11 protein-coding genes are annotated in these 14,887 nt (G+C 70.1%); 6 read left to right on the top strand and 5 right to left on the bottom strand.

Annotated features, from left to right (window positions below):
• Genes ACYVIO_RS21590 through ACYVIO_RS21570 form a run of 5 tightly spaced genes read right to left on the bottom strand, consistent with a single transcriptional unit; the run spans nt 1 to nt 5,067 of the window.
• Nucleotides 1-1,125, bottom strand: a complete 1,125-nt coding sequence (locus ACYVIO_RS21590; RefSeq protein WP_460652653.1) for a class I SAM-dependent methyltransferase — start codon at nt 1,123-1,125, stop codon at nt 1-3.
• A gap of 14 nt (nt 1,126-1,139) precedes the next feature.
• Entirely contained in the window at nt 1,140-1,787 is a 648-nt protein-coding gene (locus ACYVIO_RS21585; RefSeq protein WP_460652652.1) for a PIG-L deacetylase family protein, read from the bottom strand.
• Nucleotides 1,787-2,698 (bottom strand): sugar phosphate nucleotidyltransferase, encoded by a 912-nt coding sequence (locus ACYVIO_RS21580; protein WP_460652651.1) that lies wholly within the window; start codon nt 2,696-2,698, stop codon nt 1,787-1,789. Before ACYVIO_RS21580 ends, ACYVIO_RS21585 begins: the two co-directional genes overlap by 1 nt.
• Before the next feature lie 42 nt (nt 2,699-2,740).
• The gene (locus tag ACYVIO_RS21575) at nt 2,741-3,973 is read right to left on the bottom strand and encodes a class I SAM-dependent methyltransferase (protein ID WP_460652650.1); all 1,233 of its coding nucleotides are present in this window, start codon (nt 3,971-3,973) and stop codon (nt 2,741-2,743) included.
• Nucleotides 3,973-5,067, bottom strand: coding sequence for an NAD-dependent epimerase/dehydratase family protein (locus tag ACYVIO_RS21570; protein WP_460652649.1), 1,095 nt, complete (start codon nt 5,065-5,067; stop codon nt 3,973-3,975). The genes ACYVIO_RS21575 and ACYVIO_RS21570 overlap by 1 nt, the downstream gene beginning before the upstream one ends.
• A gap of 229 nt (nt 5,068-5,296) precedes the next feature.
• Here ACYVIO_RS21570 and ACYVIO_RS21565 point away from each other — a divergent pair, with 229 nt between their 5' ends.
• The 6 genes from ACYVIO_RS21565 to ACYVIO_RS21540 all read left to right on the top strand — a co-directional run bounded on the left by ACYVIO_RS21565 (nt 5,297) and on the right by ACYVIO_RS21540 (nt 14,868).
• Entirely contained in the window at nt 5,297-6,091 is a 795-nt protein-coding gene (locus ACYVIO_RS21565) for a class I SAM-dependent methyltransferase (RefSeq protein ID WP_460652648.1), read from the top strand.
• A 118-nt stretch (nt 6,092-6,209) separates the two neighbouring features.
• Complete coding sequence (locus ACYVIO_RS21560) at nt 6,210-7,532, top strand: UDP-glucose dehydrogenase family protein (protein WP_460652647.1); 1,323 nt, start codon at nt 6,210-6,212, stop codon at nt 7,530-7,532.
• Entirely contained in the window at nt 7,529-8,773 is a 1,245-nt protein-coding gene (locus ACYVIO_RS21555; RefSeq protein ID WP_460652646.1) for a glycosyltransferase family 4 protein, read from the top strand. The genes ACYVIO_RS21560 and ACYVIO_RS21555 overlap by 4 nt, the downstream gene beginning before the upstream one ends.
• Before the next feature lies 1 nt (nt 8,774).
• A complete protein-coding gene (gene asnB, locus ACYVIO_RS21550; protein ID WP_460652645.1) occupies nt 8,775-10,685 on the top strand; it encodes an asparagine synthase (glutamine-hydrolyzing) in 1,911 nt (636 codons plus the stop codon).
• Entirely contained in the window at nt 10,682-12,901 is a 2,220-nt protein-coding gene (locus ACYVIO_RS21545; RefSeq protein ID WP_460652644.1) for a bi-domain-containing oxidoreductase, read from the top strand. Before asnB ends, ACYVIO_RS21545 begins: the two co-directional genes overlap by 4 nt.
• Nucleotides 12,898-14,868, top strand: a complete 1,971-nt coding sequence (locus ACYVIO_RS21540) for a heparinase II/III family protein (protein ID WP_460652643.1) — start codon at nt 12,898-12,900, stop codon at nt 14,866-14,868. The genes ACYVIO_RS21545 and ACYVIO_RS21540 overlap by 4 nt, the downstream gene beginning before the upstream one ends.
• Nucleotides 14,869-14,887: the final 19 nt, after the last annotated feature.

The raw sequence follows: 14,887 nt of genomic DNA, 5'->3' as shown, positions 1-14,887 counted from the left end.
TCAGCCCACGACTTCGTGCGGCTCGGGCAGCGGGACCAGGTAGGTGGCACCCCAGCCACGGCCGTCGGCTTCGAGCTGCGAGATCACCTCGTCGGCGATGTCCCAGGTGAGCACCAGGACGATGTCGGGCCGGGCCGCGCGCAGCTCGTCGATCGGCCGGATCGGTACGCCGCAGCCGGGGATCCGGCGGCCGTGCTTGCCGGGGGCGGCATCGACGGTGAAGGCGAGCAGGTCCGTTCCGACCTTGCTGAGGTCCAGCAGCACCGGAGCCTTCGAGGGTGCGCCGTACCCGAGAACCGTACGGCCGGCGGCCTGGTGCCGGACCAGCTCGTCGTGCAGCGCACCGGCCGCGTGCCGCGCCGCTTCCTGCAGACTCGCCAGCTGGATCTCGTCGGAGATCCCGGCGGCCGACTCGTCCTGGAGCATCTCGGCGACCGACTCGTCGGGACTGGCCTCGCCCGAGTGCCGGAGCATCACCCGCAGGCTGCCGCCGAACATGTCGATCCGCCGAACGGACTCGACCGCCAGGCCGTGCAGCGCGCCCAGCCGGATCACCGCGCCGAGCGAGAGGTACGACCAGTGGCCGTGCCGGATGGTGTCGAACTGGTTGCCGATGAACAGCGGCAGCAGGTGATGGAACTCCAGCACCAGCAGGCCGCCCGGCGCCAGCCGTTCGGCCCGCAGCCGCATCATCTCGCCGACCTCGGGCTCGTGCGCGATGCCGTGCACGTCCACCACGAGATCGGCGTGCTCCGGACCGGTCGCGATCCGGCAGCCCGCGGCGCGCAGGTGGTCGAGCCAGGATCCGCCGTGGTGGCTGGCGAACTCGAAGACCGCGGCGCCGGCCAGCTCGGGATGCTCGGCCAGCAGTTCCTTCACCGAGGTCTCGGCGTGCGCCAGGCTGGTGGCCGACTCGACCGCCAGCGGCGGTTCGGGCAGCTGCGGCTCGACCGGACCGAGCTGGACCAGTTTGCAGTCGCGGCACAGCCACAGCTCGAGCGGCCAGCGCGGGTCCTCCCCCGGCGTACCGACCGGCGGGAAGTGGTCCGCACACGGCTGAGGGCCGAGGTCGACCACCGGCGTGACGTCGTCACCGGCACACCCACGACATCTGAATCCCGTCACGTCTCTCCCTCGGATCACCATGTGAGTGTGGCCTTGCCGGTCGTGAACGCCTCCGCGTACCGCGCCCGGCACTCCATTCCCCGCAGCCGGGCCAGTCCGGCGAAGACCTCCTCGTCGAACCAGTCGTGCCCGACCTGCGAGGGGAAGGCCTTGTGCAGCCGCGCGACCTTCTCGCGCAGCTGTTCCTCGGTCAGCGCGACGTACAGCCACGGCCGGCCGACATCGCCGTCCCACTTGGGGATCTCGTAGTTCAGCACCAGGTGGTCGCGCCACACCGTGGTCGCCAGCTCGGCGACCGTGCGGTGGTCCTGGTGCGCGTCGGTACGGCTGGGCGCCAGCACGAGGTCGGGACGGCGCCCCCGCGCCGTCGCCTCGAGCAGCTCCTTGACCTGCTCCCAGTACGTCGGGAGCCGTCCGTCCGGCAACTCGGCCGACGTGACCGTCACCTCGCACCCGGGCAGGAACAGCTCCGCGCCGCGGCGGGCCTCCTCCAGGCGGACCGGATCACCGGTCGCGATGACGAACTCGGCGGTCAGCCCGGGGACGGTCTCGGCGAGCTGGAGCAACGTGCCGCCGCAGCCGATCTCGATGTCGTCCGGATGCGCCCCCAGGGCGACCAGGTGGCTCTGCCGGCCACGCAGGCCGAGCTGGAACGGGAGCATCAGATCGCCACCACCGTCGGCGGCAGCGCGGTCCCGCTGTCGGCGGAGCCGAGTCCATTGCTGTCGGCAACGTTATCGTCCGCGCCGACCGGAACCGGGGCCACGGGCTGCCCGTCGCCGCGGCGAGCACCCGCCTCCCGCGACCACACCGCCCAGGGCTTGGTGCCGGACCGGTACAGCTCCTCGAGCTGGCTGCGCTCCTTCAGCGTGTCCATCGGAGCCCAGAAGCCGTGATGCGGAATGGCTTCCAGCCTGCCCATCGCGGCCAGCCGCGGGAACGCGTCGCCGACCAGGTCCTCGCCCTGGTGCAGCACGTCGAAGACCTCCTTCTTCAGCACGAAGTAGCCGCCGTTGATCCACAACGGCAGGTCGGTGACCGACCGCAGGGCGTTGATCCGGGCGTCCGGGCCGAACTCGACCACGTGGAAGGACGACTGCGGCGGAACCGCCAGCAGGCTCGCGGTGACGTCGCTGGCGAGCACGTGGTCGATGATCTTGTCCATCGGCGCGTCGGTCAGCACGTCGCCGTAGTTGGCCAGGAAGACGTCGTCGTCGTCCAGGTACGGCCGGACCCGCCGCAGCCGTTCACCGATGCTGGTGTCGATACCGGTGTCGACGAACGTGATCCGCCACTCGCTGATGTCGGAGTCGAGCAGCTCCACCTTCTGCCCGCCCTTGGTCATCACGAAGTCGTTGGAGTGCGTCTCCTCGTACCGCAGGAAGTACTCCTTGACCGCGGCGCCCCCGAATCCGAGGCACAGGATGAACTCGGTGTGGCCGAAGTGCGCGTAGTACCGCATGACGTGCCACAACACCGGCCGGTCGCCGATCGTCATCATCGGCTTCGGTGCGGAATCGACTCCGCTGCGCATGCGCAGCCCGAGCCCTCCGCAGAAGATCACGACCTTCATGGAACCCCTCCCCTGGTCGTTTCGCCGGTCTGGACCGGCGGGTCAGATCACTTCGAGGCGCGGGATCGGGACGACGAACCGCGCGCCCCACTCCCGTGCATAGCCGAGCTGGTGCACGATCTCCTCCCGCAGGTTCCACGGCAGGATGACGATGTAGTCGGGGCGGACCTCGGCGAGCCGCTCCGGCGCGAAGATCGGGATGTGCGTCCCGGGCAGGTACAGGCCGTGCTTGTGCGGGCTGCGGTCGACCGTGAACGACAGCAGGTCCTCGCGGATCCCGCAGTGGTTCAGCAGCGTGTTGCCCTTGCCGGGCGCGCCGTACCCGGCGACCGACTTGCCCTCGCGGGCCGCGCCGACCAGGAACTCGACCAGATCGGCCTTGATCGCGAACACGTCGCGGGCGAAGCCGGCGTGCCCCTCGACCGTGTGAAGTCCCGCTTCCTCCTCGTTCTTCAGCACCTTGAGCACCAGCTCCGACGGCTCCCCCGCCGTCTCCACCGGTGTCGACATGACCCGCAACGAACCGCCGTGGCTGACCAGTTCCTGGACGTCGATCACCTTCAGGCCGGCCTTCTCCAGCGCCAGCGAGGCGGTCCGCAGGGTCAGGTACGAGTAGTGCTCGTGGTAGATCGTGTCGTACTGCCGGCCCTCGATCAGCCGCAGCAGGTGCGGGAACTCCAGCGACACCAGGCCGTCGTCCTTGACCAGCGCGCGCAGGCCCTTGGCGAAGTCGACGATGTCGGGGACGTGGGCGAAAACGTTGTTGCCCACCACCAGGTCGGCCTGGCCGTGCCGGGCCGCAGCGTCCTGCCCGGTCTGCTCCCCGAGGAAGTAGCTCTCGGTCCGGATCCCCTTGTCGTTGGCGACCTCGGCGATGTTCGCGGCCGGCTCGATGCCGAGCACGGGGATGCCGAGCGCCACCGCGTGCTGCAGCAGGTAGCCGTCGTTGCTGGCCGCCTCGACCACCAGACTGTCGGTACCGAGACCGAGTCGCTGCTGCATGTCGACGACGAACCTGCGGGCGTGCTCCACCCAGCTGGTCGAGAACGACGAGAAGTACAGGTAGTCGCTGAACACGTCGCCGGCGGCGACGTACTCCGGCAGCTGGACCAGCAGGCAGTTGTCACAGATCCGCACGTGCAGCGGGTAGAAGGTCTCGCCTTCGTCCAGCTGGTCGGCGCGCAGGTAGCTCTCGCACGGCGGGGACATGCCCAGGTCCACGAACGTGCGGGTCAGGGGCTGTCCGCACAGGCGGCAGCCGACAGAATCCCCCATCAGTGCATCTCCTCAACTGTGGTGCTCGCGGCGAACACCGGTGACCCGGGCGCCGGGAACCGGTCGGCGGTCTGTCGCCGGAGCTGGTCGTCGACCAGCCCCAGCGACAGCAGCTGGTTGATCCTGCGGAGCCGGACGAACTGCGCGGACTCGAAGTCGTCGAGCGTCAGCCCGTGCTTGCTGTACGCCGCGGCGAGCTCCTCGACGCCGGCGCGGACCGTCCAGCGCAGCCGCAGGTCGGGAAAGGTGTCCTCGAGCTTGGAGAAGTCCACCTTGTAGTTGCGCAGATCCGGACCGGCACCGGCCGCGAACGAGACGGTGGAGCCGGGAACGGCCTCGCCGACCATCTCGGCGATGTCGCGCACCTGCACCACGTCCTCGGGCCGGCCGACGTTGAAGGCCTCGTCGTGGATCACCTCGCGGGGCGCCTCCAGCACGGTCGCGAACGCACGGCTGATGTCCTCGATGTGCACCAGCGGCCGCCACGGGGACCCGTCGCTCTCCATCCGGATCTGGCCCGAGGTCATCGCGATCGCGGTCAGGTTGTTCACCACAATGTCGAGCCGCAGCCGGGTGGACGCGCCGTACGCCGTCGCGTTGCGCAGGTACGTCGGGCTGAAGGTGTCGTCAGCGAGCCTGGACAGCTCCTTCTCCGCAAGGGCCTTCGTCTCGCCGTACGGCGTGACCGGGTACAGGTCGGCGTCCTCACCGACCGCCTCGGAGCCGGCGGCGCCGTACAGGCTGCAGGAAGAGGCGAACAGGAAGCGCTCGACTCCCGCCTCCTTCGCCGCCTGGGCCACCCGCAGGGTGCCGTCCAGGTTGACCGAGTACGTCGTGTCGCGGTTCAGGTGGCCGAGCGGGTCGTTCGACAGCGCGGCCAGGCACACGACCGCGTCGTACCCGGCCAGTTCGGCCGCTCCGACGTCGCGCATGTCCCGGGGGGCCCGGTCGCCGATCGGGTCCGGGCCGCCGAGCAGGTCGCACCCCTCGTACAGACCGAGGTCCAGGCCGTCGACCTGGTGACCGGCCGCGCGGAGGAACGGGACAAGCACGGCACCGATGTAGCCACGATCCCCGGTGACCAGAACCTTCATCGACATCTCCTCGTCGCAGTCGGCGAGCCGGACCACTTTCCGGCTTCCGACTACTACAGATCCGCGGCGCCCCGATCTGATACATCGGATCGCGGCCGATTGCCCGGGCCCCGCCGGCGGTTCGATGTATCAGGGCCCCGGGCCCGCCACTCCTTTGGTCGTGACCGTTCGGTGCCCGCGACCGCCTGGCCGGGTGCCGCCCCTTCGGTCACGTCAGGAGGGGGGAGCTGTGAGTGTCGTAGGAAACGCCAAGAGCATCGCCCGCGAGGTGGTGGACCGCTCAGCGGTGCGCCTCGGGTTCGGGCACTCCGAGGACCGGCTGGTCCACGACGCCCGGTCCTACTGGAGCCAGAACACCGAGAAGGAGAGCTGGCGCGGGAACTCGCACTACCGGGACGCGACCGTGTTCCCGACCGACTCCGCCTGGGAGTCGGTCGGCGCGGAACATCTCGAGCTGTTCGAGAGGCTGTCCAAGGTCACCCCGTTCGAGAAGGCATCCCGCGTCGTCGAATGGGGGTGCGGTGGCGGCTCCAACGCCGTGGCGTTCGCTCCGGGCTGCGAGGAGTTCGTCGGCGTCGACGTGAACGAAGCCAGTCTCACCGAGTGCGGCCGGCAGATGACCGCCCGGACGAGTACGCCGTTCACCGCCGTGCTGGCGGATCTGGGCCGGCCGGAAGACGTGGTCGAGCAGGTCGGTCAGGTGGACCTGTTCCTGTGCTTCTACGTCCTGGAGCTCGTCCCCAGTCCCGAGTACGGGCTGAGGATCATGCGCATCGCTCACCAGCTCCTGGCCGTGGGCGGACTCGCCTTCGTACAGATCAAGTACGACACCGGCAGCTGGCGGACCGCGTCACGACGCCGTGACTACCGCGAGTCGGTCGCGGCGAGCATGACCACCTATCCGATCGACGAGTTCTGGATCCGCATGACGGAGCTCGGTCTTCGTCCCGAGGCCTGCTACCTGGTGCCGCACAACGCGCTCGACTCCCGCTACGCCTACTACCTGCTCCGGAGGACCGAATGAGCTGCGCGGGCGAGCCCATCCCGGCGAAAGTCGCGAACGCTGTATCAGAACCGCTCTTTCCCGCTCTGTCTGGTCCACCGGACGAACCACTCCGACGAAGTGAGCTTTGGGGGACGTTATGAAGGTCGCCGTATTCGGCTTGGGGTACGTGGGGGCGGTGACCGCCGCCTGCCTCGCCGCCAACGGCCACGACGTCTGGGGAGTGGACGTCGACGCCGCGAAGGTCGAACCGATCGCCGCGGGACGCAGTCCGGTGGTGGAGCCGGGGCTGAACGAACTGGTGTCGGCCGCCGTGGCCGCGGGCAGGCTGCACGCGACGACCGATCCGGCCGCCGCCCTCGACCGGGCGGATGTCTCCCTGATCTGTGTGGGGACACCGTCGACGTCCACCGGCAGCACCGATCTCACCTACGTGCGGCGCGCGATCCAGGACATCGCCGCGGCCGCGCGGACCGTCGCACCGCCGGAGTCGGGCTTCCACAGCATCGTCATGCGCAGCACCGTGCCACCCGGCACCGTCGACACCGTCGTCGGGTCGGTGCTCGCTGCCGAAGCGCCGGTCGACGGGTTCACCTTCGGCACCGCGATGTGCCCCGAGTTCCTGCGTGAGGGCTCCGGCCTGGCCGACTTCTTCGCGCCGCCGTTCGTCGTGGTCGGCACCGCCGATCCCCGGGTGGGGGATGCGCTGAGCGAGCTGTTCGGCTTCCTGGCCACACCGGTCCAGGTGGTCGACGTACGCACCGCGGAGGCCCTGAAGTACGCCTGCAACGCGTTCCACGCGACGAAGGTGTCGTTCGCCAACGAGATGGGCCGGATCTTCCGGTACTACGGGGTCGACACGCGCGCGGTGATGGAGCTGTTCTGCCAGGACACCAGCCTGAACATCTCGCCGTACTACCTGCGCCCGGGCTTCGCGTTCGGCGGTTCCTGCCTGCCCAAGGACCTGCGCTCGGTGCTGCACCTGGCCCGGATGAACGACACCGATCTCCCGTTGCTGGCCGGAACGCTGGCCAGCAACGAACTGAGCGTCCGCGACGTCGTCGACCGCGTCGTGGCCGGGCCCGGGCGCGAGGTGGCCCTGCTCGGACTGAGCTTCAAGACCGCGACCGACGACCTGCGGGAGAGCCCGAGCGTGGAGCTCGCCGAGCGACTGATCGGCAAGGGCTACAACCTGCGGATCTACGACTCGATCGTCAACCCGAGCCAACTGGTCGGAGCGAACAAGCGGCACGTCGAGTCGAAGCTTCCGCACCTGCGCAGAGTGCTGACCGACGATCCGGTCGAGGCGCTGCGCGGCGCCGACGTCGCTCTGGTCTCCTCCACCGACTCCCAGGTCGTCGAGGCGCTGCTCGGCCATCCGCCGGCCCGGACGATCGACCTCAGTGGCCGGCTCGGCGCCGGCGTCGAAGCCCTGCCCGGCTACGAAGGAGTGGGCTGGTGACCGCACCCCGGGTCCTGATCATCATCCAGAACCTGCATGTGCCCTTCGACCGACGGGTCTGGCTGGAGTGCAAGGCGCTGGTCGCCGCCGGGTACGACGTGACCGTCGTCTGCCCGAAGGGGCCGGACGACCCGGCGTACGAGGTCCTGGACGGCGTCGTGATGCACAAGTACCGCGGCTACTCGCCCGGCGGCAGCAAGCTCGGGTACGTCGCCGAGTACGTCTACTCGTTCCTGATGACGCTGCGGCTGGTGCTCCGGGCCCGCCGGCAGGGGAAGTTCCAGGTGCTGCAGGCCTGCAACCCGCCGGACATCTTCTGGCCGATCGCGATGCTGCTGCGCCGGATGGACCGCACCCGCTTCGTCTTCGACCACCACGACCTGTGTCCGGAGCTGTTCCAGTCCCGCTTCCCGGACGTCGCGGGCCTTCCGTACAAGGGACTTCGGTTCCTCGAGCGGATGACGCACCGCACCGCCGACCACGTCACCTCCACCAACGACTCGTACCGCGAGATCGCGATCACCCGCAGCGGCAAGCAGCCCGGTGACGTCACCGTCGTCCGGACCGGGCCCGACCCGGACAAGCTGCGCCGGGGCACCGCCGACGAGACGTGCCGGCGCGGTCATCGGTACCTGGTCGCCTACATCGGCGTGATGGGACCGCAGGACGGCGTCGACATCGTCGTCCGGGCGGCCGACGTGGTGGTCAACAAGCTGGGCCGCACGGACGTCGCCTTCACCCTGATGGGCAGCGGCGACTGTTTCGACGAGGTGGTGGCGCTGAGCGACGAGCTCGGCCTGGCCGGCCACGTCGAGTTCACCGGCCGGGTGCCGGACGAGACGGTCCAGCGGGTGATGTCGACCGCCGACCTCGGGTTGTCGCCGGATCCGAAGAATCCGCTCAACGACGTGTCGACGATGAACAAGACGATGGAGTACATGGCCTTCGAGCTGCCGGTGGTCGCGTTCGACCTGCGCGAGACCAGGGTCTCGGCCGGGGACGCGGCCCTGTACGTCGAACCGAACGACGTCGTGAAGTACGCGGAGGCGATCGTGGAGCTGCTCGACGACAAGGTCACCCGGCGCCGGATGGGCCGGCTCGGCCGGCAGCTCGTCGAGACCCAGCTCGCCTGGAAGCACCAGCAGAAGGCGTACGTCGGTGTCTACGACCAGCTCACCGGCCGCACGGCCGCGACCGCACCGGCGGCCGGGATCGTCGGCTCGCGGACCGGGAGGTCCTGAGGTGTGTGGAATCGCCGGCTGCTACCAGCAGCACGACGGCCGCGCGCTGGCCGAGACGATGAGCGACCGGATCGCCCACCGTGGGCCTGACGCCACCGGCGTGCACCAGGTCGAGGACGGCCGGATCAGTGCGTACCTGGCGCATCGCCGGCTGTCGATCATCGATCTGTCGGGAGCGGCCGACCAGCCGTTCTCCCAGCAGGGGCTGACGATCAGCTACAACGGCGAGCTCTACAACTACAAGGAGCTGCGGGCCGAGCTGGCCGCCTCGGGAACCACCTTCCGGACCAGCTCCGACACCGAGGTCGTGCTGGAGGCCTGGCGCCGCTGGGGTCCGGCGGCGCTGCCCCGGTTCCGTGGCATGTTCGCGTTCGCGATGCTCGACGAGGCGACCGGCAGCCTGTTCCTGGCCCGCGACCCGATGGGCATCAAGCCGCTCTACCTCCTGCGCCGCCAGGGCGGCGTGATCTTCGCCTCCGAGCTGAAGGCGCTGGTCGCCGCGGTCGGACCGGAGCTGCGCACCGATCCCGGTGCGATGATCGCGTCGATGCTCTACTACTGGCTGCCCGAGCAGCGGTGTGCGATCGAGGGTGTCGAAAAACTCCCGCCCGGCTCGTGGGCGGAGTTCCGGCCGGACGGCACCAGCCGGCAGGAGACGTACTGGCGGGTGGCCGACGTCGCCGCCGAGGCCGCCGCCGGCCCGCCCGCGGACCTGCGCCAGGTGATCGAGGAGTCCGTCGCGGCCCACCTGGTCGCCGACGTCCCCGTGTCGACGTTCCTCAGCGGTGGCCTCGACTCGAGCCTGGTCACCGTGCTGGCCAAGCGCAGCGATCCCGGGATCGACGCGTACACGATCACCTTCCGGGCCGAGGATCAGCGGCTCGAGGCGATGCCCGACGACGCGATCTACGCCCGCAAGGTGGCCGCGCGGTACGGCGTCGACCTGCACGAGATCGAGATCGCGCCGGACGTGGTGGAGCTGCTGCCCCGGATCGTGGACATCCTGGACGAGCCGATCGGTGACCCGGCCGCGATCAACACGCTGCTGATGTGCGACGCGGCCCGCGACGCCGGGGTCAAGGTCCTGCTGTCCGGGATGGGGGCCGACGAGCTGTTCGGCGGCTACCGCAAGCACCTGGCGTGCGTGATGGGCGCTCGCTACCAGCGACTGCCGGGCGCCGTACGCAACGGCATGGTCGGCCCCGCGGTCCGGCGGCTGCCGGTCACCGCGAACGGCCGGGGACTGCGTTACGCCCGCTGGGCCAAGCGGTTCGTCACCTTCGCCGACCTGCCTGAGGAAGCCGCGTTCCGGCGCAGCTACACGATGTACGACGCCGGCGAGCTGACCGGTCTGCTGAACCCCGACCTCGAACCGTACGTCGGGAAACTGCTGGCCGAGCACAGCGACCTGTACCACGACACCACGCTCGACGACCACGTGAACCGGATGTGCCTGGCCGACACGCGGATGTTCCTGCCCGGGCTGAACCTCGCCTACACCGATCGCGCCAGCATGGCGGCCTCGACCGAGGTGCGGACCCCGTTCGTCGACCCGGAGGTGGTCCGCGCGGCGTTCTCGATCCCGGGACAGGACAAGATCCACGGGCGGCAGGGCAAGCTCGCGCTCAAGCGCGCGGCCGAGGCCTGGTTGCCGAAGGAGATCATCTACCGGCCGAAGGCGTCGTTCAGCGCACCGCTGCGCGCCTGGATCGGCAACGACCTGCGCGAGCTGGTGGACGACGTGCTGCTGAACGGCGAACTGGTCGGCAGCGGGTTCCTCCAGCAGCAGGCGGTGGCGCGTCTGGTCGCGGACGAGCGGGCCGGCCGCGAGGACTATTCCAAGCAGATCTGGCAGCTGCTGACGCTGGAGACCTGGTGCCGCCACCTCGGAGCGCTGGGAGTCAGCACATGACCCTCTTACCGGAGCGAGAGACGACGATGAAGCAGGTTGCGCAGAACTACAAGTCCGGCGAGCTCGCGGTGCTGGACGTGCCACCGCCGGCCTGCGCGCCGGGCGGGGTGCTGGTCCGGACCCGTTACTCGCTGATCTCCACCGGCACCGAACTGATGAAGGTCGGCGAGGCCCGGCTGTCGATGCTCGGCAAGGCCAGGGCCCGGCCGGACCAGGTGAAGAAGGTGCTGGACTCGGTCGTCCAGCAGGGCGCGGTCACCACCTACAAGAAGGTGATGAACAAGCTCGACTCCTACACGCCGCTGGGCTACTCGCTGTGCGGGGAGGTCGTCGAGGTCGGCCGCGGGGCCGAGGAGTTCGCGGTCGGCCAGCTGGTCGCTGCCGCGGGCAACGAGTTCGCGCTGCACGCGGAGTACAACTGGATCCCGACCAACCTGTGCGTGCCGGTGCCCGACGGAGTACCGCCGGAGCAGGCCGCCTTCTCGACCGTCGGTGCGATCGCGATGCACGGCGTCCGGCAGTCGGAGGTTCAGCTCGGCGACACCGCGGTCGTCATCGGGCTCGGCCTGGTCGGCCAACTCGTGGTGCGGCTGCTGGTCGCGGCCGGTGTCCGGGTCTTCGGCATCGACACCGTCGACGACCGGTGCCGGATGGCGGAGAAGGCCGGCGCGATCGCCTGCTCGTCGGCCGACGACGCGGGGATCGCGACGCTCGAACGCGCGCTGCTCGGAGCGAGCAACGGACTCGGCGCCGACCACGTCCTGCTGGCGGCCGGTGGCTCGTCGAACGGTCCGGTCGAGGTGGCGGCGCGGCTGGCCCGCGACCGGGCCCGGATCGTCGACATCGGCAAGACCAAGCTCGACCTGCCGTGGAATGCCTACTACGACAAGGAGCTGGACGTCCGGTTCTCCCGGTCCTACGGTCCCGGCCGCTACGACGACCGGTACGAGCTCGAGGGCATCGACTACCCGGCCGGGTACGTCCGCTGGACCGAGCGGCGCAACCTCGAGTGCTTCATCGACCTGATCGCCCGCGAGCAGATCGACGTGGCGTCGCTGGTGGCACGGATCTTCCCGATCGCGGACGCGACCGACGTCTACGGTCAGCTCAGCACCGGTGCCCTGCCCGGCGTCGGCTTCCTCTTCGAGTACCCGGACTCCACCCCGCTCCCCCAGCCCGCGCCCCAGGCAACCCGCCGGCCCCGCAGCCGTCCGGCCGGCGGTACGCCGGGCAAGGTGCGGCTCGGCTTCGTCGGCGCGGGCAACTACGCCTCGTCGATGCTGCTGCCGCACCTGGCCGCGAACGAGGAGGCCGTGCTCGCGCACGTCGCCACCAACAAGTCGTTGTCGGCGGCCAACGCTCAACGCAGGTTCGGGTTCGCGAGCGTCTCGACCGACGCGGACGCCGTGCTGAACGACGACTCGATCGACGCCGTCTTCGTGGTCACCCGGCACAGCAGCCACGCCGACCTGACCTGCCGGGCGCTGGAGCTCGGCAAGACCGTGTTCGTGGAGAAGCCGTTGGCGCTGACCGAGGACGAGGTGGACCGGATCGTCGCGGTGGTCGATGCCGTCGGCAACGACCGGCTGATGGTCGGCTTCAACCGCCGCTTCGCTCCGATGCTCACCGGGCTGCGCACCCGGTTCGGTGAGCCGGGCGGCGGCTCGGCCCTGCGCTACCTGGTCAACGCCGGCCGGCTGGACTCGTCCAGCTGGTACCTGGACCAGGACCGGGAGGGCACCCGGTTCGCCGGCGAGGGCGGCCACTTCATCGACACGCTGTCGTGGTGGCTGGGCAGTGTGCCGACCGAGGTCTACGCGGTCCCCGGGCCCGACGCCGGTGACGTGACGGTGAACCTGCGCTTCGAGAACGGCTCGGTCGGCACCATCAGCTACCTCAGCTGCGGCAACGGGCGGTTCCCGAAGGAGACGCTCGACATCACCGGCGGTGGCCGTAACGCCCGGCTGGACAACTTCCAGAAGGCGACCTTGTGGACCGGCCGCCGGCCGGTGACGAAGAAGGCCCGCGGCGGTACCGACAAGGGCCAGCGGGCCGAGCTGGCCGCGTTCGTGTCGGCGGTCCGCTCGGGCGCGCCGATGCCCATCTCGTTCGAGTCGCTGATCGCCACCACGCGGGCCACCATCGCGGTGGATCAGAGCCTTGCCGGCGGTTGCCCGGTGGCGATCGACCGGCATCCCCGCCAGGGAACGGTGTGAGCCGCCAGCCAGTGGGCTGGTACGTCCGGCGACTGCGGCGGATGTCGCCCACCGAGCTGGTGTGGCGGACCCGGGACCACGTCCGCCGTACGACCTGGGCCTCGCGGCAGGTCCGCCCGGGCGACGAGCTCACCAGCCCGCTGCCCGGCGGTCCGGGCCGGGTCTTCGCCGCCACCCTGCCGCCCGGCACCGCGGACGCCGTACCGGAACAGGCCCGCAAGACGGTGATCTCCACCGCCGACGCGATCCTCGCCGGTGAGCTGGAGGTGCTGGGCATCGACCGCACGGACCTGCGCTCGCCGGACTGGTTCCGCGACCCGGTCACCGGCCTGCGGTCCGATCCGGCGCAGTACGCGTTCCGGCTGAACCACCGCTCGGAGGACCTGGTCGGAAACGTCAAGCAGGTCTGGGAGCTGTCGCGGCACCATCACCTGACCCAGCTCGCAGCGGCCTGGTACCTCACGCACGACGACAGCTACGCCGACCGGGTCGCGGAGCAGCTGAACGACTGGTGGCGGCAGAACCCCTTCCTGTCGGGGATCCACTGGACCAGCGGAATCGAGGTCGGTACGCGGCTGATCAGCTGGACCTGGATCAGACGGCTGCTGGCCGGCTGGGCGGGCGTGGAAGACCTCTTCGAGCGCAACGACCTCGCGATCCGTCAGCTGCACTGGCACCAGCGGTACCTCGCCGCGTTCCGCAGCCGGGGTTCCTCCGCCAACAACCACGTGATCGCCGAGGCCGCCGGTCAACTCGTCGCCGCCTGCGCGTTTCCCTGGTTCGCGGAAAGCACCAGGTGGCGTACGGAGGCGGCCACGTTGCTGGAGCGGCAGCTGGACGCGAACACGTTCCCCTCCGGGGTCAACCGCGAGCTGGCCACCGACTACCACCGCTTCGTCGCCGAGCTCGGTCTGTACGCCGCTGTCGAGGCTGACGCGGCCGGCCATCCGCTGCCGGACGAGACCTGGGCGCTGCTGACCAGGATGCTCGACGTGGCGGCGGCGATCGTCGACGAGACCTTGCGCCCACCGCGCCAGGGCGACGACGACGAGGGTCAGGTGCTGGTGCTCGATCCCCCCGACCTGACGAACTGGTCGGCCTTCCTCTCGCTCGGGTCCGCGCTGGTCGGCCGCGCCTCGTGGTGGCCGCCGGCAGCGGACACCACGGTCGCCGTACTGGCCCGCTCGCTGGTCGGGCAGCATCGCCCGCCTGACCGGCCGGACCATCGGCCGGAGCACTTCGCCGACGCGGGGATCACCGTCCTGCACAGCCGCGACCCGGGCCCGGAGATCTGGTGCCGCGCCGACGCGGGACCCCACGGGTTCCTCTCGATCGCGGCGCACGCCCATGCCGACGCGCTGTCGGTGGAGGTGCGGGTCGGCGGAACGGACGTCCTCGCCGACCCGGGCACGTACTGCTACCACGGTGAGGAGTCCTGGCGGAACTACTTCCGCTCGACGATCGGGCACAACACCGTCGAGGTCGCGGGCGCCGAACAGTCGGTGCAGGGCGGGCCTTTCCTCTGGCTGCGGGGAGCGGACGGCCAGGGGCAGCGGTTCTCGGCCGAGGGCGACGAGTCGACCTGGAGCGCCGAGCACGACGGCTACCAGGCCTTGGGACCACCGGCCACGCATCGCCGTACGGTCGTGCTGGACCATCGCACCGGCGTCCTGCGGGTCGAAGACCACCTGGACGTGACAGCCGCTGTCCGGCTGGCCTGGCATCTCGGGCCGGAGGTGTCCGTCGAGCTCGACGGACCGATCGCTCGGCTGAGCTGGCCGACCGGTACGGCGACGGCCGAGCTGCCGCCGGCTCTCAGCTGGACGGCGCACCGCGGCCGGACAGCTCCGATCCTCGGGTGGTACTCGCCCCGGTTCGGCCACCGGGTGGAAAGCACGACGTTGGTCGGCAGCGGCAGGCTGGACCCCGATTCGCTCCTGCTCAGCCGGTTCCACTTCCGTCGCTGACCGGCCGGCTGTATCAGTT

It is taken from the genome of Kribbella endophytica (assembly GCF_054781295.1).
This window is presented reverse-complemented; position numbering and strand designations above follow the sequence as displayed.